The organism is Enterobacter ludwigii (genome assembly GCA_023023105.1).
In the GTDB taxonomy this organism is placed as follows: domain Bacteria; phylum Pseudomonadota; class Gammaproteobacteria; order Enterobacterales; family Enterobacteriaceae; genus Enterobacter; species Enterobacter adelaidei.
This window is the reverse complement of record CP083824.1, coordinates 376826-396455: the sequence shown is the minus strand read 5'-3', so window position 1 is coordinate 396455 and position 19630 is coordinate 376826. Positions and strand designations below refer to the sequence as shown.

Here is a 19630-nt window from a genome sequence, read left to right as displayed (position 1 = left end):
ATGTCATCAAAGAAAAAATCTTCACTCCGTAGCGGCATTCGCGTCACCCACAACCGTCGCGACTGGATGGCAGGACTTCATTGGGAGCAGCAGCGGAGCGCACTGTTAACGCGATTCCGGGGAAAAGCCTCACCTGACACGCATGTAGTAGTTGCCGGCAGGCGTAACGCATCAATGATGGGGGTCGTTTCCCCCGGGCGTGTGCGACGTAGCCCTTACTCTCTTGCAGTAGCATTCCTGCTGTCTGAAGGGGGAAATACATGGGGGATATACCGCCTCAGCCGCAACGAAGATCTCTGGGTTTTCTTTGCAGCCAGCGGTGGGCAGCTTTCTGTCATGGGTGATGTGACCGGTTCACGCGCGAAGATAGAATCAGCAGCAGAAAACTTCCTGCGTTTTAACGATGCTGATACACCGGGTCTGCGCTGTGCTGCAAGACGCGTTTGAAACGCGCGCCCATTCCTCATCATCCATCTGGCCATTTTTTAAATGTGTTAGATCTACACTGCCAAGTGAAGCGACCATACGCATGAGGATCTGCTCGGTGGGCTGCTCAAGGCTGTAAAACTGCGCATGTGTATCGGCTTTTTTCAGAAGTGAATTCAAAATCAGGCTGATCAGAAAGGCAGTTTTCCCCATTGAAGGCCTTGCTGCTATAAGTATCAGGTCAGCTGCCTGCAGCCCGCTGGTCATGGCATCAAAATCTTCAAATCCCGTAGGCGTACCAGTAATACCATCAGGCACATTGCAACGACGTTCCAGCTCTGTAAGGAGTTTTTCCATGCCGTCAAGCAGCGTCACGGCCTGCTGTGGTTCTGAACGTTCTGCCAGCCGGGTAATTTTTTGCTCTGCGGTTTCCATCACCGCCCCGATATCAGCACCGGATGCCTTAACAGTTTCGGTTATCTCAGCACCAATGGCGACCAACGGTCGCCCCTGGCTGTACCTGGCAACAATGTCACAGTAAGCGACGATATTGGCCGCACTCGGAGTATTTTTTGAAAGTTCGGCCAGATAGGCGAATCCGCCAAGTTGCTCAAGCGCATCCTTACCACGGTTTTCAATGCTCTCAGCAAGTGTGATCAGGTCAATCGGACGCCCTGCTGCAACCAGACGCGTCATTTCATGAAAGATGACCTGGTGAACCTTGAAATAAAAATCATCGGAATCGAGACGGAGCGCCACTTCATCCCAGCAGTCGTTATCCAGCATCAGGCCACCAATGACGCTCTGCTCAGCATCCTGAGAAAACAGCCCCGAAACATTTCTGCGGTTATTAGAGGTCATTCCTCGCCCCCCGCATTAGCTAACGCATCAAAATTCGTTTTCCACTCTGGGAAAAGTTCACAAGCCAATTGATACATTGACGTAAACGCTGAGTCGCTTTTACGCCGGGTATTTTTTTCAAGACGATGTACCGGTACGCCCTTAACATGCCCAAGGACATAGACAGTCAGGTCATAGATACATGTCTCCAGCAGGTCGATATGAATTTTGTCTGCATGGGCGCTGTAGCGTTTATCTTCAACGATCGCTTTGACTTCAGCGAGGGTCTCAACAGACAGATTGTCGTATTCCATACAGTTGATGAGCAATTTTGTGACTGGAAGCTGAATGCCAAACGCACAATAAGGCAGCAATTCTTCCATCAGCGCGACTGTTCCGCGCATGAACTCCCTGACATCAGGAAGAATCGGTTTGGCAATACCCACCATGGTTCCGGTGGAGGCCAGGATAATTAACTCAGACATCACTGACCGTGAGCCTTGTGAATCGACAATAATCACGCCATATGAATTAAAAAGGGGATGTGAAAGAGCATTTCGGAGGCGAACTCGCCCATCAGGCGCATTCAGCATTGCAGTTGGGAGAAAATTACGAGGATCGTTGGAAACGATAATGTCCAGATTATTGATCGACGTACGGGAGATCAGATTATCGGGATTTGAGAGATCAACTGTCTGCATCAACAGTTCGTACAAACCACCAGGGGCTTCATATTCAAGCGGGAATATACTGCTGGCCGTTGGCTGAGCATGGTCGCCATCAATCAGAAGTGTTTTGATACCTGCATCGGCCAGAAATCCTGCAAGATTAGCTGACTGAGTAGACTTACCCTCGCCACCCTTAGTGGAAACAACAGGTATAATACGAGGCTTAACACCCAACGTTGGATAATCGATTGATTGTAAATGCATTTTAGCACCTGAAAATTAATCAGGATGCGATTCAACAAATACCGATCATTCTTCTATGGAATTTAACATTTTGTCACAGGGATTGAAAATCCCCGTGTCCTTGGTTCGATTCCGAGTCCGGGCACCACTATTTAAAGAACCCAGCCTATGGCTGGGTTTTTGCTTTTCTGCGTTTATCAAACCTCAAATGTTGTTTCCACCGCTTAAATCATCTTTCAAAGAAACCAAGTGGCTGGCCTTACCATGTTCTATGGGCGCTACTGAAGGCAAGGCAAAGTCACTACCTGACATTTTTCACGCACAAAGCAAAAAACCCCGCACCTTACGGTACGGGGTTCTTCCTGATTGATGCCTGGCAGTTCCCTACTCTCACATGGGGAGACCCCACACTACCATCGGCGCTACGGCGTTTCACTTCTGAGTTCGGCATGGGGTCAGGTGGGACCACCGCGCTAAAGCCGCCAGGCAAATTCTGTTAAATCTGTATCAGGCTGAAATTTGATTGTCTGTCTCTTCGCCGAAACACCTTCGGCGTTGTAAGGTTAAGCCTCACGGTTCATTAGTATCGGTTAGCTCAACGCATCGCTGCGCTTACACACCCGACCTATCAACGTCGTAGTCTTCAACGTTCCTTCAGGACTCTCAAGGAGTCAGGGAGAACTCATCTCGGGGCAAGTTTCGTGCTTAGATGCTTTCAGCACTTATCTCTTCCGCATTTAGCTACCGGGCAATGCCATTGGCATGACAACCCGAACACCAGTGATGCGTCCACTCCGGTCCTCTCGTACTAGGAGCAGCCCCCCTCAATTCTCCAGCGCCCACGGCAGATAGGGACCGAACTGTCTCACGACGTTCTAAACCCAGCTCGCGTACCACTTTAAATGGCGAACAGCCATACCCTTGGGACCTACTTCAGCCCCAGGATGTGATGAGCCGACATCGAGGTGCCAAACACCGCCGTCGATATGAACTCTTGGGCGGTATCAGCCTGTTATCCCCGGAGTACCTTTTATCCGTTGAGCGATGGCCCTTCCATTCAGAACCACCGGATCACTATGACCTGCTTTCGCACCTGCTCGAGCCGTCACTCTCGCAGTCAAGCTAGCTTATGCCATTGCACTAACCTCCTGATGTCCGACCAGGATTAGCTAACCTTCGTGCTCCTCCGTTACTCTTTGGGAGGAGACCGCCCCAGTCAAACTACCCACCAGACACTGTCCGCAACCCGGATTACGGGTCTACGTTAGAACACCAGCCATTAAAGGGTGGTATTTCAAGGGCGGCTCCACGCAGACTGGCGTCCACGCTTCAAAGCCTCCCACCTATCCTACACATCAAGGACCAGTGTTCAGTGTCAAGCTATAGTAAAGGTTCACGGGGTCTTTCCGTCTTGCCGCGGGTACACTGCATCTTCACAGCGAGTTCAATTTCACTGAGTCTCGGGTGGAGACAGCCTGGCCATCATTACGCCATTCGTGCAGGTCGGAACTTACCCGACAAGGAATTTCGCTACCTTAGGACCGTTATAGTTACGGCCGCCGTTTACCGGGGCTTCGATCAAGAGCTTCGCGTTACCGCTAACCCCATCAATTAACCTTCCGGCACCGGGCAGGCGTCACACCGTATACGTCCACTTTCGTGTTTGCACAGTGCTGTGTTTTTAATAAACAGTTGCAGCCAGCTGGTATCTTCGACTGATTTCAGCTCCACCCGCAGGGGCTTCACCTACATATCAGCGTGCCTTCTCCCGAAGTTACGGCACCATTTTGCCTAGTTCCTTCACCCGAGTTCTCTCAAGCGCCTTGGTATTCTCTACCTGACCACCTGTGTCGGTTTGGGGTACGATTTGATGTTACCTGATGCTTAGAGGCTTTTCCTGGAAGCAGGGCATTTGTTACTTCAGCACCGTAGTGCCTCGTCATCACACCTCAGCGTTAATAAGGTACCGGATTTACCTGGAACCTCCGCCTACATGCTTAAACCGGGACAACCGTCGCCCGGCTAACATAGCCTTCTCCGTCCCCCCTTCGCAGTAACACCAAGTACAGGAATATTAACCTGTTTCCCATCGACTACGCCTTTCGGCCTCGCCTTAGGGGTCGACTCACCCTGCCCCGATTAACGTTGGACAGGAACCCTTGGTCTTCCGGCGTGCGGGCTTTTCACCCGCATTATCGTTACTTATGTCAGCATTCGCACTTCTGATACCTCCAGCATCCCTCACAGGACACCTTCAACGGCTTACAGAACGCTCCCCTACCCAACAACGCATAAGCGTCGCTGCCGCAGCTTCGGTGCATGGTTTAGCCCCGTTACATCTTCCGCGCAGGCCGACTCGACCAGTGAGCTATTACGCTTTCTTTAAATGATGGCTGCTTCTAAGCCAACATCCTGGCTGTCTGTGCCTTCCCACATCGTTTCCCACTTAACCATGACTTTGGGACCTTAGCTGGCGGTCTGGGTTGTTTCCCTCTTCACGACGGACGTTAGCACCCGCCGTGTGTCTCCCGTGATAACATTCTTCGGTATTCGTAGTTTGCATCGGGTTGGTAAGCCGGGATGGCCCCCTAGCCGAAACAGTGCTCTACCCCCGAAGATGAGTTCACGAGGCGCTACCTAAATAGCTTTCGGGGAGAACCAGCTATCTCCCGGTTTGATTGGCCTTTCACCCCCAGCCACAAGTCATCCGCTAATTTTTCAACATTAGTCGGTTCGGTCCTCCAGTTAGTGTTACCCAACCTTCAACCTGCCCATGGCTAGATCACCGGGTTTCGGGTCTATACCCTGCAACTTAACGCCCAGTTAAGACTCGGTTTCCCTTCGGCTCCCCTATACGGTTAACCTTGCTACAGAATATAAGTCGCTGACCCATTATACAAAAGGTACGCAGTCACACCACGAAGGTGCTCCCACTGCTTGTACGTACACGGTTTCAGGTTCTTTTTCACTCCCCTCGCCGGGGTTCTTTTCGCCTTTCCCTCACGGTACTGGTTCACTATCGGTCAGTCAGGAGTATTTAGCCTTGGAGGATGGTCCCCCCATATTCAGACAGGATACCACGTGTCCCGCCCTACTCTTCGAGTTCACAGCCTGTGCATTTTCGTGTACGGGACTATCACCCTGTACCGTCGGACTTTCCAGACCGTTCCACTAACACACAAGCTGATTCAGACTCTGGGCTGCTCCCCGTTCGCTCGCCGCTACTGGGGGAATCTCGGTTGATTTCTTTTCCTCGGGGTACTTAGATGTTTCAGTTCCCCCGGTTCGCCTCGTTAACCTATGTATTCAGTTAACGATAGTGTGACGAATCACACTGGGTTTCCCCATTCGGACATCGCCGGGTCAAAGGTTCATATCACCTCGCCGGCGCTTTTCGCAGATTAGCACGTCCTTCATCGCCTCTGACTGCCAGGGCATCCACCGTGTACGCTTAGTCGCTTAACCTCACAACCCGAAGATGTTTCTTTCGATTCATCATCGATTTGCGAAAATTTGAGAGACTCGAACACACATTAACTGTGTGTCGTTTCAATTTTCAGCTTGATCCAGATTTTTAAAGAGCAAAATTTCACAATGCACTTCGCAGTACATTTTGAAATTTATCATTCATCAGACAATCTGTGTGAGCACTACAAAGGCAGGTTCTTTAAGGTAAGGAGGTGATCCAACCGCAGGTTCCCCTACGGTTACCTTGTTACGACTTCACCCCAGTCATGAATCACAAAGTGGTAAGCGCCCTCCCGAAGGTTAAGCTACCTACTTCTTTTGCAACCCACTCCCATGGTGTGACGGGCGGTGTGTACAAGGCCCGGGAACGTATTCACCGTAGCATTCTGATCTACGATTACTAGCGATTCCGACTTCATGGAGTCGAGTTGCAGACTCCAATCCGGACTACGACGCACTTTATGAGGTCCGCTTGCTCTCGCGAGGTCGCTTCTCTTTGTATGCGCCATTGTAGCACGTGTGTAGCCCTACTCGTAAGGGCCATGATGACTTGACGTCATCCCCACCTTCCTCCAGTTTATCACTGGCAGTCTCCTTTGAGTTCCCGGCCGGACCGCTGGCAACAAAGGATAAGGGTTGCGCTCGTTGCGGGACTTAACCCAACATTTCACAACACGAGCTGACGACAGCCATGCAGCACCTGTCTCAGAGTTCCCGAAGGCACCAATCCATCTCTGGAAAGTTCTCTGGATGTCAAGAGTAGGTAAGGTTCTTCGCGTTGCATCGAATTAAACCACATGCTCCACCGCTTGTGCGGGCCCCCGTCAATTCATTTGAGTTTTAACCTTGCGGCCGTACTCCCCAGGCGGTCGACTTAACGCGTTAGCTCCGGAAGCCACGCCTCAAGGGCACAACCTCCAAGTCGACATCGTTTACGGCGTGGACTACCAGGGTATCTAATCCTGTTTGCTCCCCACGCTTTCGCACCTGAGCGTCAGTCTTTGTCCAGGGGGCCGCCTTCGCCACCGGTATTCCTCCAGATCTCTACGCATTTCACCGCTACACCTGGAATTCTACCCCCCTCTACAAGACTCTAGCCTGCCAGTTTCGAATGCAGTTCCCAGGTTGAGCCCGGGGATTTCACATCCGACTTGACAGACCGCCTGCGTGCGCTTTACGCCCAGTAATTCCGATTAACGCTTGCACCCTCCGTATTACCGCGGCTGCTGGCACGGAGTTAGCCGGTGCTTCTTCTGCGGGTAACGTCAATTGCTGAGGTTATTAACCTCAGCACCTTCCTCCCCGCTGAAAGTACTTTACAACCCGAAGGCCTTCTTCATACACGCGGCATGGCTGCATCAGGCTTGCGCCCATTGTGCAATATTCCCCACTGCTGCCTCCCGTAGGAGTCTGGACCGTGTCTCAGTTCCAGTGTGGCTGGTCATCCTCTCAGACCAGCTAGGGATCGTCGCCTAGGTGAGCCGTTACCCCACCTACTAGCTAATCCCATCTGGGCACATCTGATGGCAAGAGGCCCGAAGGTCCCCCTCTTTGGTCTTGCGACGTTATGCGGTATTAGCTACCGTTTCCAGTAGTTATCCCCCTCCATCAGGCAGTTTCCCAGACATTACTCACCCGTCCGCCGCTCGTCACCCGAGAGCAAGCCCTCTGTGCTACCGCTCGACTTGCATGTGTTAGGCCTGCCGCCAGCGTTCAATCTGAGCCATGATCAAACTCTTCAATTTAAAAGTTTGATGCTCAATGAATTAAACTTCGTAATGAATTACGTGTTCACTCGTTGAGACTTGGTATTCATTTTTCGTCCGGGGACGTTAAGAATCCATGTCACTTTGAGTGCCCACACAGATTGTCTGATAAATTGTTAAAGAGCAGTTGCAACGCGGCTTTCAGCTCATCGTTGCGAGGTGGCGTATATTACGCTTTCCTCTTTCAGAGTCAACCCGTTATTTCAGGATTTTTTCTCTTCAACCGACCGGGTTGTTTGTGAAGTGATTCACATCCGCCGTGTCGATGGAGGCGCATTATAGGGAGTTCTCCGCAGGCCGCAACCGAAAAGTTGCAAAAAAATGACTGACTGCTGCATTCCCCAGCAAAACCCCGCTTTATACCCATTTACACACAGACTTATCCACATTTGTTCATGGATCCTGGCGTGATCCTGCGAACCGAGGAGGAAGATCAACTATACTAGCGGCAAATATTCTCCTCCGCAGGCCACCTTCATGACCACACAACGCCTCACCCGTGACTGGCGTATCCCCACAGCAGGGCTAATGTTGCTGGCGATCCTCTTTGCCGGTTTTACCCTGCATACGCACTGGAATGCCTTTATCCAGTGGTGCCTGGCCACGCAAATTACGCTGCACCGTTATCTGGTGATGTATTTGCTGCAGCTTAATAACCACCAGTACAGCGGCGGATTATGGCTATTAACGGGGGCTTTCCTTTATGGCGTTCTCCACGCCATTGGCCCCGGGCACGGAAAGTTCATCGTGACGACCTACCTGACTACAAATAAGGAAAGCGAGCTGGCCGCCCGGGTTGTCCCTTTCCTTGGCAGCCTGATGCAAGGCGTCAGCGCCATTCTTTTTGTCTTTATTCTGGCAGTCGGGTTTAACCTCGCATCAGGGGATATCAGTACCAGCCGCTGGTATGTTGAGAAGATAAGCGCAGTACTCATTGGCGCATTTGGTGCATTTATCATTTACCAGTCGCTTAAGAGCCTGCGTCCGCACAGGATGACTATTTCAGCCATCAAGCCCCTCCATCAGCATGACGAACACTGTGGCTGTAGCCACCATGGTGTGGGAGCGAATCTGACACAAGGTGACTGGAAAACCCGCCTGGGTGTGATTCTGGCAATTGGCGCGCGCCCGTGTAGCGGGGCAATCATGATCCTGATGTTCTCGAACGCGCTGGGCATAGTCACCTGGGGGATGGCAGCAGTAATGACCATGTCTCTGGGAACGGCACTTTCTATTATGGGACTTTCACTGGCAGTACGTTACGCCCGTGAGCGTACCGTGGCCTGGTTTGGAGGAAGCTCCTCACTAAGATGGCTGGTACCGGTAGTCAAAATAGCCGGAGGGATAGTTCTTATCCTGTTCGCGACGATCCTGTTCCTGACAGTGATCCCCATCAGCGCCAATGGCGACTACATCGCTGCCGGATGCTAATAAAAGAAAACCCGCCGTTGGCGGGTTTCATTTATTACTCGTTGATGCGTGGATGCTGATCCACGAGTCGGGAGCGTTTTTTCTGCAGTTCTTCAATCTCTGCGTCAATATCCTCAATCTTCTGCTCTACATTATCGTAGTGCTCACGCAGGATCTCTTTCGCTTCCTGAATATCGGATGCGGCAGGCGTCGCCCCTTTCAATGGACGATTTGCCGTCTCCTTCATAGCAATACCGGTAATCAAACCAATCACCGCAATCACCATCAGGTAATAAGCAGGCATCATCAGGTTCTGCGTACTCTCCACCAGCGAGGCGGCAAGGGTCGGGGTCAGACCGGCAATCAGCACCGAAATGTTAAAAGCTGCGGCCAGCGCACTATAACGAATGTGTGTCGGGAACATCGCGGGTAATGTGGAGGCCATCACCCCAATAAAGCAGTTGAGGATCACTGCCAGCATCAGCAGACCCGCGAAAATCAGCCCCAGTACATTACTGTTAATCAGAATAAATGCCGGGATTGCCAGGGCAAACAGACCAACACTCCCCAGGATAATAAACGGTCGACGGCCAAAGCGGTCACTTAACAGACCCATAATCGGTTGCACAAACAGCATACCGACCATAATGGCGATAATAATCAGCACACCGTGATCTTCCGAGTAATGCAAGTTATGCGACAAATAGCTCGGCATGTAAGTCAACAGCATGTAGTAGGTGACGTTGGTAGAAATAACCAGACCAATACAGGTCAGCAGGCTGCGCCAGTGCTTAGTGGCAATCTCTTTGAACGACACCTTCGGACCTTCCTGCAGCCCTTCACGGTCACCCTGTTCCAGTTTTTCGACGTGCTGCTGGAATGCTGGGGTCTCTTCAAGCGCATGACGCAGGTACAGACCAATGATCCCCAGCGGCAAGGCCAGGAAGAACGGGATACGCCAGCCCCAGTCGAGGAAATTATCTTCCCCTACCACAGTTGAAATCAGTACTACTACGCCCGCGCCCATGACAAACCCGGCAATCGAGCCAAAGTCCAGCCAGCTCCCCATAAAGCCACGCTTACGGTCCGGGGAATACTCTGCGACGAAGATCGAAGCACCGGTATACTCCCCACCCACGGAGAAGCCCTGGGCCATCTTACATATCAGCAGCAGAATCGGCGCCCAGATCCCGATCGTGGCATACGACGGGATCAGGCCGATACAAAACGTACTGATCGACATAATGACGATGGTGATGGCAAGGATCTTCTGGCGACCATATTTATCGCCGAGCATACCGAAGAACAGGCCGCCCAGCGGGCGAATCAGGAAGGGAACGGAAAACGTACCCAGTGCGGCAATCATCTGCAGGCTGGGGTCAGCCCCGGGGAAGAACACTTTACCTAACGCATAGGCCACAAAGCCGTAGACACCAAAATCGAACCACTCCATCGCATTACCGAGCGAAGCTGCGGTAATGGCTTTACGCAATTTTGCGTCATCAATGATGGTGACGTCGCGAAGTGTGATGGGTTTAATCTTTTTCCTTCTCAGCATAACTATCCTCGTAGACTCGGCCCTGTCTGTTTCACAGTCCAGTTTGCGTTCTGTGAACCATGGGATCCGCTCCATGCGAATCGCCTTATTCAAGCGTAGCAGGTTTACTTACATTGACGTTTTACGTCGATACAACCGAACCTGTTGACGCCTGTCTGGGCAGTTAATGACCTTTTTACCCTACCAGCGTTTATATTTGTGATCAACTTCACGCTAATTTGCGCATAAGGTCAACTGAGTTAAGTTTTTGTCAATTAGCGCCAATAAGACCTTCCTCATTCCCCCTACAAGAATATCCTCACGTGCGTCATTATTTCTTTTGTAACGGAAAAACAAACCGCATTAATTCACATCAGATTTACATAACTCCGCCCATCAAGAACCCATCCGAAAATTTACATTGAATATGTGACAAAGATAACTAAAACATCGTTTTGTTTTTGTTGAATCAACATTCCATTGATCGCATGATAAATTCAAATACGACGTTACATGTGTTTTCAAACATGGCTAAACGAGAGCACACGTTTATTTTTTGCTGCATGGCTATCGAAATAAATTCACGAAAAAAAATTCAATTGATTGAATTTATTGAATTATTTTTAGCGATTATCACCCGTTTCGCGGGATCAGATGTGAGGGTTATATATGAAGATTAAGGCCACGATAGAACGCATACCTGGCGGCATGATGCTGGTTCCGCTGGTACTGGGTGCCATCCTGAATACCCTGGCTCCTGATACCGGAGCCTATTTTGGTGGTTTCACAAAAGGAATGATAACCGGCACCGTTCCCATTCTGGCAGTCTGGTTCTTTTGTATTGGAGCATCCATTAATTTGCGGGCAACGGGTACCGTATTACGTAAATCCGGTACGCTGGTGATAACCAAAATAGCAGTCGCCTGGGCTGTGGCAATGATATGTGCAATGTTCATTCCGGAGAATGGAATTCAGACCGGGTTCTTCGCTGGTTTATCAGTTCTGGCAATTGTCTCTGCGATGGATATGACCAACGGTGGATTGTATGCCAGCCTGATGAACCAGTATGGAACGAAAGAAGAGTCCGGGGCATTTGTACTGATGTCTCTGGAATCCGGCCCGCTGATGACGATGCTGATTCTGGGGTCTGCTGGCCTGGCATCATTTGAACCCCACCACTTTGTCGGCGCGATCCTGCCATTCCTGATCGGTTTCGCCCTGGGTAACCTGGATCACGACTTGCGTGACTTCTTTAGCAAAGCCACTCCAGTACTGATCCCGTTCTTTGGTTTCGCATTGGGTAACACCATCAATCTGAATGTCATTCTCGATACAGGCCTGCTGGGTATTGTGCTGGGCGTGGCTGTCATCATCATCACCGGTATTCCGCTGATTATTGCCGACCGCGTGATTGGAGGAGGAAACGGAACGGCGGGTGTCGCCGCCTCTTCAGCCGCAGGTGCGGCGGTAGCAAACCCGGTGATCATTGCCCAAATAAATCCGGCCTTCGAACCGGTGGCCGCGTCAGCGACGGCACTGGTTGCTGCCAGCGTGATTGTTACCGCGATCCTGGTGCCCATCATCACGGCGCTGTATGCAAAACGTTACGGAAATAGGCAAGAGTCCCAGCCTGAACCGAAACCAATAGAAATGAATCATTAACACATCACATCTGCCCCCCTTTTCCCTGTGGGGAAAGGGGGGCAGATGTGTAAGGGATTCACCCAAAAATCTCTTCCATCATCCCATCCACCAACCGTTTTGCCGAACAGAGCCTCGGCATACCCAGCGCGACGGTTTGCCAGTTTTGCGTCACTGACCAGCTCACAGGATGCTTATCCGCCTGGCACCAGTCACCCAACCAGCCCAGCATATCTTTATGATCGATCAATCCTGGAGAAGCAGGCGTCGTTAACCACTGGTGATAAAAATGGCGGGTAGAGGGAGACGCATTGATACCTTGCGCCAGATAGTTCGCCGCCATGCTGCGTAAGTTATCCTTGAGCATTGCCGACACATCTTCATTGGCCAGGCGACATGCGTCGCCAAATGCCCCCCAGCGCAGTTCTTCCAGGACGACAAAGCAGCGCCCGGCCAGAGACCAGCCATCATAGAGCCCGGCTCGCCAGCGGGTAAAAATTTGCTCACTGTGCTCACCCGCCTGCACCGTTAATCCGCGTTGGGTCAGCGCCTTTTCTTTATAAGCTGCACGCTGGGTAAAATGAGAGGAGAGTTCAGCGTACTGCTGCATCAGGCCCGGTGATTGCGGAGCCCGCGGGTGAGTCTGCTGACGCAGCGCCATCAGTTTATCGGCCATCAGCGTCAGCGCGAGATGACCGGGGTCAAGCATACCGGCCAGTTTTTCTGCCAGCCCAAGGCGTAACGCCGCATTTTCATTGAGCATTCCAGCCATTGCCCAGGGCCGTAGCCGGGTATGCGTCATGATCTCCTGAGTCAAACGCTCACGAAACTGCAGCTGTTGTGGTCCCTGGTGGGGATGACGCGGCGCATCGACACCCTGCACCAGATCGACCATAAATTTTGGATTAATGCACTCCAGCGTTCTCCCGGGACCGTCCAGTAGTTGTGTTGTCATGGTTGCTCTGCCGCGAATAGAGTTTGAATGTCATCGCGTAACAGTCGGGTATCTTCCTGAATCCACGTCGCAGTAGTAATACTTTGCTTCAACAACTGGCAGAGCGCTCGGGTTGAATGCTCATTTTGTTGACGCACTGCGAGGCTATCACGCAAGCTTTCCTGTAACCCGGTCAGGCATAACGAAAATTCTGCAAAGAACGTTGCCATTCCTGCCGTAACAGAGACATCGACCTGCGCGGATAAAGCTTTACGGATTTGTTCACAAAACTGCTCAATATGTTGCTTAAATTTGTCATGTAGCTGTGCAATATCGATAACAAAACGCGTGCGCGTTTCGACGTAATCATCCCAACCCCAGCCGGGGTTATTGAGCCAGCGAGAGACCGTTTCACGCATGCTACTCCCGCCAGATGATTGGCCTGCCGGAGTGTTATCCTGCGCAATGGCATCGTTAAACAGCGCCCGCGTGTTGAAGTTAAGCTGGTTAGCCTGAAACGCCGGGAAGCTAATCCGTGCGCGAAAACCGGCATGGCTCAGATGTTCTTTAATACGCGTTTCAATAGGCCGCATCGCTTCATTCAGTGAACGCGCAAGCGTAGACTCCAGCTGATCAAAACGTAACGCCAACTCCCGACAGATCTTCGTCTGCGCATCCAGCATGACCAGCTCGCAGGAGGAACGGATTTTACTCAGCACAATCTGCGCCTGTCCCTCATCTTCCAGCGTAAGCTGTTTAAGCGCTTCCGGTTCATCGCGACGAAGATTCAGCGGATCATTCCCGGCCAAATCAAGAATATTGGGACGGCTAAAAACATGACCAATCGCCTGCTGAAGCGCACTTTTCTGCAACGCCATAAAGTCATCCGTTGCATTCAGCGCCTCCTCGACTTCATGTTTCACTTCATCGCTGACCACCTGCTGACGCGTCTGCAGCTGCGCCATATCCTCTTCAATTCGCGTAATGTTAAGTTCGAGTTCCTCAAAGGCCACAGTCAGCCCCTGATAACGAAAATCGAGATACTCCCGGGCATTTTGCGCGTAGTTTAGAAGCTTATGCGACGCCGAACGCAGCGCAAATAACGACGCATTGGCATAGGCGGCGTAAATCAGTTTGCGTATCGGTTGTTCAAATAACGAGTCTTCCCACAACAGATCGGCGGCATGACGAATATGGTCGATATCATCCAAATCCGCTGTACGCCAACGACGCCCAAGGGCAGCTTCGGCAAAATCCTGAACCCAGGGCTGCTCCTGGTGATCCGGCAGTTGTCCGTGGGTAATCATCTCGTAGCGGGCGCGGTTCGCCAGATACGCCCACATTGATGAAACAGGATAGATCTGCCCGGGCGAAATATTGCCTTTCATGAGCGTGCCAGAGATCATCGCCCTGATCTGTTCTTCATCGTCGCTATTACGATCTTTCTGATCGAATTTATTGACCAGGGCATACAACGGCACTGATTTTCCCGCGACCGAAATAGCCTGGCGGACCTCTTCATCAGAAATAGATTTAAGCTGGGTGTAATCCATCACTGCCAGCACTGCCGATGCACGGGACAACTGCTCGCTAAGCATTTTTTGCAGATGCGGTTGCCCGGCCTCATTAGGCCCTGGGGTATCGAGCAGCGTCAGCTGACCGAGGTGGGCATCCAGACCCGCAAGATGTACGAACTCTACTTCGATCACCGGAATGTGTTCGATAGCCGCGTACTCAGAGAAGGGAAATTCGACACCCAGCGCCAGGGAGAGTCTGACGAGGTCATTGAGGCTTTTCAGACAATGAAATATCGGCTGTGCGCCCAGGTGATGCTTCTCAAAAGCTTCCCCTTTTTCAATTCGCTCCAGCAGCATATTCATGTCTTTATCAATTTCCAGACGCTGAGCCAGTTTCCCACGATCGTTATCGCAGAGCTTTTTCTGTAGCAGTCGGATCAAATCATCAATCGGCGAGACATGAGAGAAATGCAGTACAGGCTCCTTCTGACCCGGTGTATGACGGATCAATGTCGGTAGCGCTGTCATCGGACGATTGCGGTTCGGCAACACTTCCGTGCCCACAATCGCATTAATAGTGGTCGATTTCCCCGCTTTCATGGTACCAACAATAGCCAGAACCATTTCCAGACGCGTTATTTTCCGTAATTCATTATTCAACATTGCCTGCTGTGCTTCGACACCGCGCGCACTAAAATGCAAAGGCAAGACGTTGTTCTTTTCACCCGTAATCGCCGCCGTGGTGCTATCCAGCATCGCCGTCGGCACTGATTTCAGCGTATCGAGATTTTGCAGGGCAAGCTGTAACAAACGCTCTGCTTCCTGGCTTAATTCAAAAATGGTCTGTGTGTGCATGATAAAAGCCTTTCCTTAACGCAAATTTATTACTTTTATTAAGCCACTGGTTTTTATTATGTTGTTCAGGCTTATATGATCACGTGTGGAAAACATGTTCGCCGAAATATAACTGATTGATGCTAATCAGAAATAATTCACTATCCTTGCATGGCGTGTGAAGCTCTCCTCCTGGCCTGACGGCCAAAAGAAAAAAGCGTAGCCCATTTTTAAGAAGCTTCAGGATATATCATCGTTATTTACCCACCTAAAAAGAGAGGTAATGCGTCACCACCATAAGATATGAATGGCGGGGAAGTCCGGAGATAAATAACAATGTGTTGCTTCACCTTATCCGAAATGAAGGAGCGTAGCAATTTGCTGCAATAAAATATTCGATATATTTAACGCCATTTCTTCCCACCGTGTTAATGGCATAAGCATCGCTTAACTGACTGACAGGAAATGTCACTCGCTATACACTTTTTGCATTTTTTTAATCAACAATGTCACCGACAACCGTGTGGATTTGCGCTATACTTGCCGCCTTTTTCGGCACACTGCCGTCATTTAGCTGGCACTTTCCAGCGCGTTAACACTTTTTGAGGATACCGATATGCAACTCCCACACTGCCCAAAATGCAATTCTGAATACACCTATGAAGATAATGGCATGTTTATCTGCCCGGAATGCGCCCATGAATGGAATGATGCCGAGCCATCACACGATGCAGATGCACTTGTCGTAAAAGATGCGAACGGCAATCTGCTGGCGGATGGCGACAGCGTCACCGTGATTAAAGATCTGAAAGTGAAAGGCAGCTCTTCCATGCTGAAGATTGGTACCAAAGTGAAAAATATCCGTCTGGTTGAAGGCGATCATAATATCGACTGCAAAATTGACGGCTTTGGTCCGATGAAACTGAAATCTGAATTCGTGAAAAAGAACTGATTGACCTGCCCGGTGGCGCTTCGCATACCGGGCATTCAGGAACTACACTTAACGAGCTTTTCTTACGTGAGGTAAAGATTATGCCGTTAAGTCCCTACATCTCATTCGCCGGTAACTGCGCAGAGGCCACCGCCTTCTATCAGCAAGCCGTCGGTGCCGAGCTCCTCTATAAAATCACCTTCGGCGAAATGCCAAAAAGCGATAACAGCGAAGAAGGCTGTCCGTCCGGTATGCAATTTCCGGATTCGGCGATCGCTCACTCTAACGTCCGCATTGCGGGCAGCGATATCATGATGAGCGACGGGATGCCGCCGGGCAGCAACGCACAGTACGCGGGTTTCACGCTGGTACTCGATACCCAGGACGTCAATGAAGGCAAGCGCTGGTTCGACAACCTCGCCGCGGGCGGGAATATCGAAATGGCCTGGCAGGAAACCTTCTGGGCACACGGTTTCGGTAAAGTCACCGATAAATACGGCGTGCCGTGGATGATTAACGTCGTTAAGCAGCAGCACTAATTTTCGGGCGGTGGGCGGTCTGCCTCCGCCTGTCATCAAACTCCGCTCAACTCTTCAAACTCCCGCAACCCAGACTTAACCCAAATGTCACATTGATGCGCCAGCATGAGGCCACATTTATCGTGAGGCCCAGCATATGCAAACTGTCATCCGCGTCGAGAAACTGAGCAAGACCTTTCATCATAACAAGGCTCTGCATGCCGTTGATCTGACCGTTAAGCAGGGTGAAATGGTGGCACTGCTGGGGCCATCCGGTTCAGGTAAGTCCACCCTTCTGCGCCACCTGAGCGGCCTTATTACCTGCGATAAAGCACCGGAAAGTCACGTCGAACTGCTGGGTAACACCGTCCAGCGCGCGGGCCGTCTGGCGAGTGATATCCGTAAAAGCCGCGCGCAAACAGGCTATATCTTCCAGCAGTTCAACCTGGTGAACCGCCTGACGGTGCTGGAGAACGTCCTGATTGGCGCACTCGGCAGCACGCCGTTCTGGCGCACCTGTCTGCGCTGGTTTTCCCCTTCTCAGAAACAACAGGCGTTGCAGGCGCTGACACGCGTTGGCATGGCGCATTTCGCCCACCAGCGTGTCTCCACCCTGTCCGGTGGTCAGCAGCAGCGCGTGGCGATTGCCCGTGCGCTGATGCAAAAAGCCAAAGTGATCCTGGCCGATGAGCCGATTGCCTCGCTCGACCCGGAATCCGCGCGCATCGTGATGGAAACCCTGAGAGACATTAACCAGAACGACGGCATCACCGTGGTGGTGACGCTGCATCAGGTGGATTACGCCCTGCGCTACTGCGAGCGCATCGTCGCGCTGCGTCAGGGACATGTGTTCTTTGATGGTGCAAGCCATCAGTTTGATAACGAACGTTTTGACCATCTCTACCGCAGCATTAACCGCGTCGACGAGAACGCGCAGGCTGCATAACCCAACCCGATCCGAGGAAAGTACATGAGCTACAAAGCCGTTGCCGCACTGGCCTTTACCAGTATGTTCAGCATCAGCACCCTGTTAAGCCCTGCGTACGCGGAAGAACAGGAAAAAGCGCTGAACTTCGGCATTATTTCGACGGAATCACAGCAGAATCTCAAACCTCAGTGGGAACCGTTCCTGAAAGATATGGAAACCAAACTGGGGATCAAGGTGAACGCCTTCTTCGCGCCGGATTACGCCGGCATCATCCAGGGGATGCGCTTTAACAAAGTGGACATCGCCTGGTACGGCAACCTCTCTGCGATGGAAGCAGTCGATCGCGCGAACGGTCAGGTCTTTGCCCAGACCGTTGCGGCAGATGGCTCCCCGGGTTACTGGAGTGTGCTGATCGTTAATAAAGACAGCCCAATCAATAACCTCAACGACATGCTCGCCAAACGCAAAGATCTGACCTTTGGTAACGGCGACCCGAATTCCACCTCTGGCTTCCTGGTCCCTGGCTACTACGTCTTCGCTAAGAACAACGCGTCTGCCAGCGACTTCAAGCGCACCGTCAACGCCAGCCACGAAACCAACGCGCTGGCCGTGGCCAACAAGCAGGTGGATGTTGCCACCAACAACACCGAAAACCTCGACAAGCTGAAGACCTCCGCACCGGACAAACTCAAAGAGCTGAAGGTCATCTGGAAATCACCGCTGATCCCGGGCGACCCGATTGTATGGCGCAAAAATCTCTCTGAGAGCACCAAGGACAAGGTCTACGACTTCTTTATGAACTACGGCAAAACGCCGGAAGAGAAGGCAGTTCTGGCGAAACTTGGCTGGGCGCCGTTCCGCGCATCCAGCGACCTGCAGCTGGTGCCGATTCGCCAGCTGGCGCTGTTTAAAGAGATGCAGGGCGTGAAGGACAACAAAGGGCTGAAGGACGAAGAGAAGACCAGCAAAGTGTCTGAAATTCAGGCCAAGCTGGAAGACCTGGACCGCCTGACTGCGGCGCTGAGCGCGATGACCAGCGTGAATAAAGCGGTTCAGTAACTCAAGTCCCCTCTCCCTTGAGGGAGAGGGTTAGGGTGAGGGGGAAATGCGCACGCTGATGCCCTCACCCCGGCCCTCTCCCACAGGGAGAGGGAGAACAGATAAAGGAGCCAACATGCAAACCATCACCCTCCCGCCGCCGAAGCGCAGCTGGTTCTCGCTGATAAGCTGGGCCATCCTGCTGGCGGTGCTGGTTATCTCCTGGAAGGGCGCGGAGATGGATCCGCTCCTGCTCTTCAAAGACGCGGGCAACATGGCGACCTTCGCCGCCGACTTCTTCCCGCCGGATTTCAGCCAGTGGCAGGATTATCTCGGCGAAATGGCGATCACCCTGCAAATCGCCGTCTGGGGTACCGCCCTGGCCGTCATTCTCTCCATTCCGTTTGGCCTGATGAGTGCCGAAAACATCGTGCCGTGGTGGGTGTACCAGCCGATGCGTCGCCTGATGGACGCCTGCCGCGCCATCAACGAAATGGTCTTCGCGATGCTGTTCGTGGTCGCCGTGGGACTTGGCCCGTTTGCCGGGGTAATGGCGTTGTTCATTCACACCACCGGCGTGCTTTCCAAACTGCTTTCAGAAGCGGTTGAAGCCATCGAGCCCGGCCCGGTTGAAGGCATCCGCGCGACTGGCGCCAACAAAATCGAAGAGATTCTGTACGGCGTGCTGCCGCAGGTGATGCCGCTGCTGATCTCCTACTCCCTGTACCGCTTCGAGTCCAACGTCCGCTCCGCCACCGTGGTGGGCATGGTGGGCGCAGGCGGCATTGGCGTGACGCTATGGGAAGCCATTCGCGGTTTCCAGTTCCAGCAAACCTGCGCCCTGATGGTGCTCATTATCATCACCGTCAGCCTGCTGGACTTCCTCTCTCAACGTTTGCGTAAGCACTTCATCTGAGAAGCGAGGCTTTGA

The 19630-nt window shown here is 51.9% G+C and carries 12 protein-coding genes, 3 rRNA genes and 1 pseudogene; 8 read left to right on the top strand and 8 right to left on the bottom strand.

Annotated features, from left to right (window positions below; genetic code table 11):
* Positions 1 to 447, top strand: coding sequence for a type 4b pilus protein PilO2 (gene pilO2 / locus LCD46_01825; protein UOY71111.1), 447 nt, complete (start codon positions 1 to 3; stop codon positions 445 to 447).
* Here the strand turns inward: pilO2 and LCD46_01820 are convergent.
* The 5 genes and pseudogenes from LCD46_01820 to LCD46_01800 all read right to left on the bottom strand — a co-directional run bounded on the left by LCD46_01820 (position 439) and on the right by LCD46_01800 (position 7390).
* Positions 439 to 1287: pseudogene (locus LCD46_01820) on the bottom strand (replicative DNA helicase). The gene pilO2 and the pseudogene LCD46_01820 sit on opposite strands and share 9 nt — an antisense overlap.
* Positions 1284 to 2198, bottom strand: coding sequence for a ParA family protein (locus LCD46_01815; protein ID UOY71110.1), 915 nt, complete (start codon positions 2196 to 2198; stop codon positions 1284 to 1286). The pseudogene LCD46_01820 and the gene LCD46_01815 overlap by 4 nt, the downstream one beginning before the upstream one ends.
* A 350-nt stretch (positions 2199 to 2548) precedes the next feature.
* Positions 2549 to 2664 (bottom strand): 5S ribosomal RNA (rrf, locus tag LCD46_01810).
* A gap of 72 nt (positions 2665 to 2736) precedes the next feature.
* Positions 2737 to 5642: ribosomal RNA gene (locus tag LCD46_01805) — 23S ribosomal RNA — on the bottom strand.
* A 208-nt stretch (positions 5643 to 5850) separates the two neighbouring features.
* Positions 5851 to 7390: ribosomal RNA gene (locus tag LCD46_01800) — 16S ribosomal RNA — on the bottom strand.
* The 16S, 23S and 5S rRNA genes sit together here, the layout of an rRNA operon.
* Before the next feature lie 498 nt (positions 7391 to 7888).
* Between LCD46_01800 and LCD46_01795 the strand changes: the two genes are divergently transcribed.
* Positions 7889 to 8842 carry a nickel/cobalt transporter gene (locus LCD46_01795; GenBank protein ID UOY71109.1) on the top strand — a complete coding sequence of 318 codons (954 nt, stop codon included), beginning with the start codon at positions 7889 to 7891 and terminating at the stop codon, positions 8840 to 8842.
* Between the two features lie 34 nt (positions 8843 to 8876).
* Here LCD46_01795 and proP read toward each other — a convergent pair whose 3' ends face one another.
* Complete coding sequence (gene proP / locus LCD46_01790; protein ID UOY71108.1) at positions 8877 to 10379, bottom strand: glycine betaine/L-proline transporter ProP; 1503 nt, start codon at positions 10377 to 10379, stop codon at positions 8877 to 8879.
* 648 nt (positions 10380 to 11027) lie between these two features.
* On the opposite strand from proP, the gene kdgT reads away from it, so the two are divergent.
* Positions 11028 to 12020 (top strand): 2-keto-3-deoxygluconate transporter, encoded by a 993-nt coding sequence (kdgT, locus tag LCD46_01785; protein ID UOY71107.1) that lies wholly within the window; start codon positions 11028 to 11030, stop codon positions 12018 to 12020.
* Between the two features lie 58 nt (positions 12021 to 12078).
* On the opposite strand, the gene LCD46_01780 is transcribed toward kdgT, so the two are convergent.
* Both LCD46_01780 and crfC read right to left on the bottom strand, forming a co-directional pair.
* Complete coding sequence (locus LCD46_01780) at positions 12079 to 12954, bottom strand: YjcZ-like family protein (protein UOY71106.1); 876 nt, start codon at positions 12952 to 12954, stop codon at positions 12079 to 12081.
* Positions 12951 to 15305 (bottom strand): clamp-binding protein CrfC, encoded by a 2355-nt coding sequence (gene crfC, locus LCD46_01775; GenBank protein UOY71105.1) that lies wholly within the window; start codon positions 15303 to 15305, stop codon positions 12951 to 12953. Before crfC ends, LCD46_01780 begins: the two co-directional genes overlap by 4 nt.
* Positions 15306 to 15900: 595 nt before the next feature.
* Between crfC and LCD46_01770 the strand changes: the two genes are divergently transcribed.
* The 5 genes from LCD46_01770 to phnE all read left to right on the top strand — a co-directional run bounded on the left by LCD46_01770 (position 15901) and on the right by phnE (position 19615).
* Complete coding sequence (locus LCD46_01770) at positions 15901 to 16236, top strand: phnA family protein (protein UOY71104.1); 336 nt, start codon at positions 15901 to 15903, stop codon at positions 16234 to 16236.
* A gap of 80 nt (positions 16237 to 16316) precedes the next feature.
* Entirely contained in the window at positions 16317 to 16754 is a 438-nt protein-coding gene (yjdN, locus tag LCD46_01765; protein ID UOY71103.1) for a VOC family metalloprotein YjdN, read from the top strand.
* A 136-nt stretch (positions 16755 to 16890) separates the two neighbouring features.
* Positions 16891 to 17679, top strand: a complete 789-nt coding sequence (gene phnC / locus LCD46_01760) for a phosphonate ABC transporter ATP-binding protein (GenBank protein ID UOY71102.1) — start codon at positions 16891 to 16893, stop codon at positions 17677 to 17679.
* A 24-nt stretch (positions 17680 to 17703) separates the two neighbouring features.
* Positions 17704 to 18720: a phosphonate ABC transporter substrate-binding protein gene (gene phnD, locus LCD46_01755; protein ID UOY71101.1), complete on the top strand. Its 1017-nt coding sequence runs from the start codon at positions 17704 to 17706 to the stop codon at positions 18718 to 18720.
* A gap of 115 nt (positions 18721 to 18835) precedes the next feature.
* Positions 18836 to 19615, top strand: a complete 780-nt coding sequence (gene phnE, locus LCD46_01750) for a phosphonate ABC transporter, permease protein PhnE (GenBank protein ID UOY71100.1) — start codon at positions 18836 to 18838, stop codon at positions 19613 to 19615.
* Positions 19616 to 19630 lie beyond the last annotated feature (15 nt).

Bases quoted from the DNA above. Each gene is read 5' to 3' on its own strand.
- pilO2 (UOY71111.1), top strand. From the start codon at position 1: ATGTCATCAAAGAAAAAATCTTCACTCCGTAGCGGCATTCGCGTCACC.
- LCD46_01815 (UOY71110.1), bottom strand. From the start codon at position 2,198: ATGCATTTACAATCAATCGATTATCCAACGTTGGGTGTTAAGCCTCGT.
- LCD46_01795 (UOY71109.1), top strand. From the start codon at position 7,889: ATGACCACACAACGCCTCACCCGTGACTGGCGTATCCCCACAGCAGGG.
- proP (UOY71108.1), bottom strand. From the start codon at position 10,379: ATGCTGAGAAGGAAAAAGATTAAACCCATCACACTTCGCGACGTCACC.
- kdgT (UOY71107.1), top strand. From the start codon at position 11,028: ATGAAGATTAAGGCCACGATAGAACGCATACCTGGCGGCATGATGCTG.
- LCD46_01780 (UOY71106.1), bottom strand. From the start codon at position 12,954: ATGACAACACAACTACTGGACGGTCCCGGGAGAACGCTGGAGTGCATT.
- crfC (UOY71105.1), bottom strand. From the start codon at position 15,305: ATGCACACACAGACCATTTTTGAATTAAGCCAGGAAGCAGAGCGTTTG.
- LCD46_01770 (UOY71104.1), top strand. From the start codon at position 15,901: ATGCAACTCCCACACTGCCCAAAATGCAATTCTGAATACACCTATGAA.
- yjdN (UOY71103.1), top strand. From the start codon at position 16,317: ATGCCGTTAAGTCCCTACATCTCATTCGCCGGTAACTGCGCAGAGGCC.
- phnC (UOY71102.1), top strand. From the start codon at position 16,891: ATGCAAACTGTCATCCGCGTCGAGAAACTGAGCAAGACCTTTCATCAT.
- phnD (UOY71101.1), top strand. From the start codon at position 17,704: ATGAGCTACAAAGCCGTTGCCGCACTGGCCTTTACCAGTATGTTCAGC.
- phnE (UOY71100.1), top strand. From the start codon at position 18,836: ATGCAAACCATCACCCTCCCGCCGCCGAAGCGCAGCTGGTTCTCGCTG.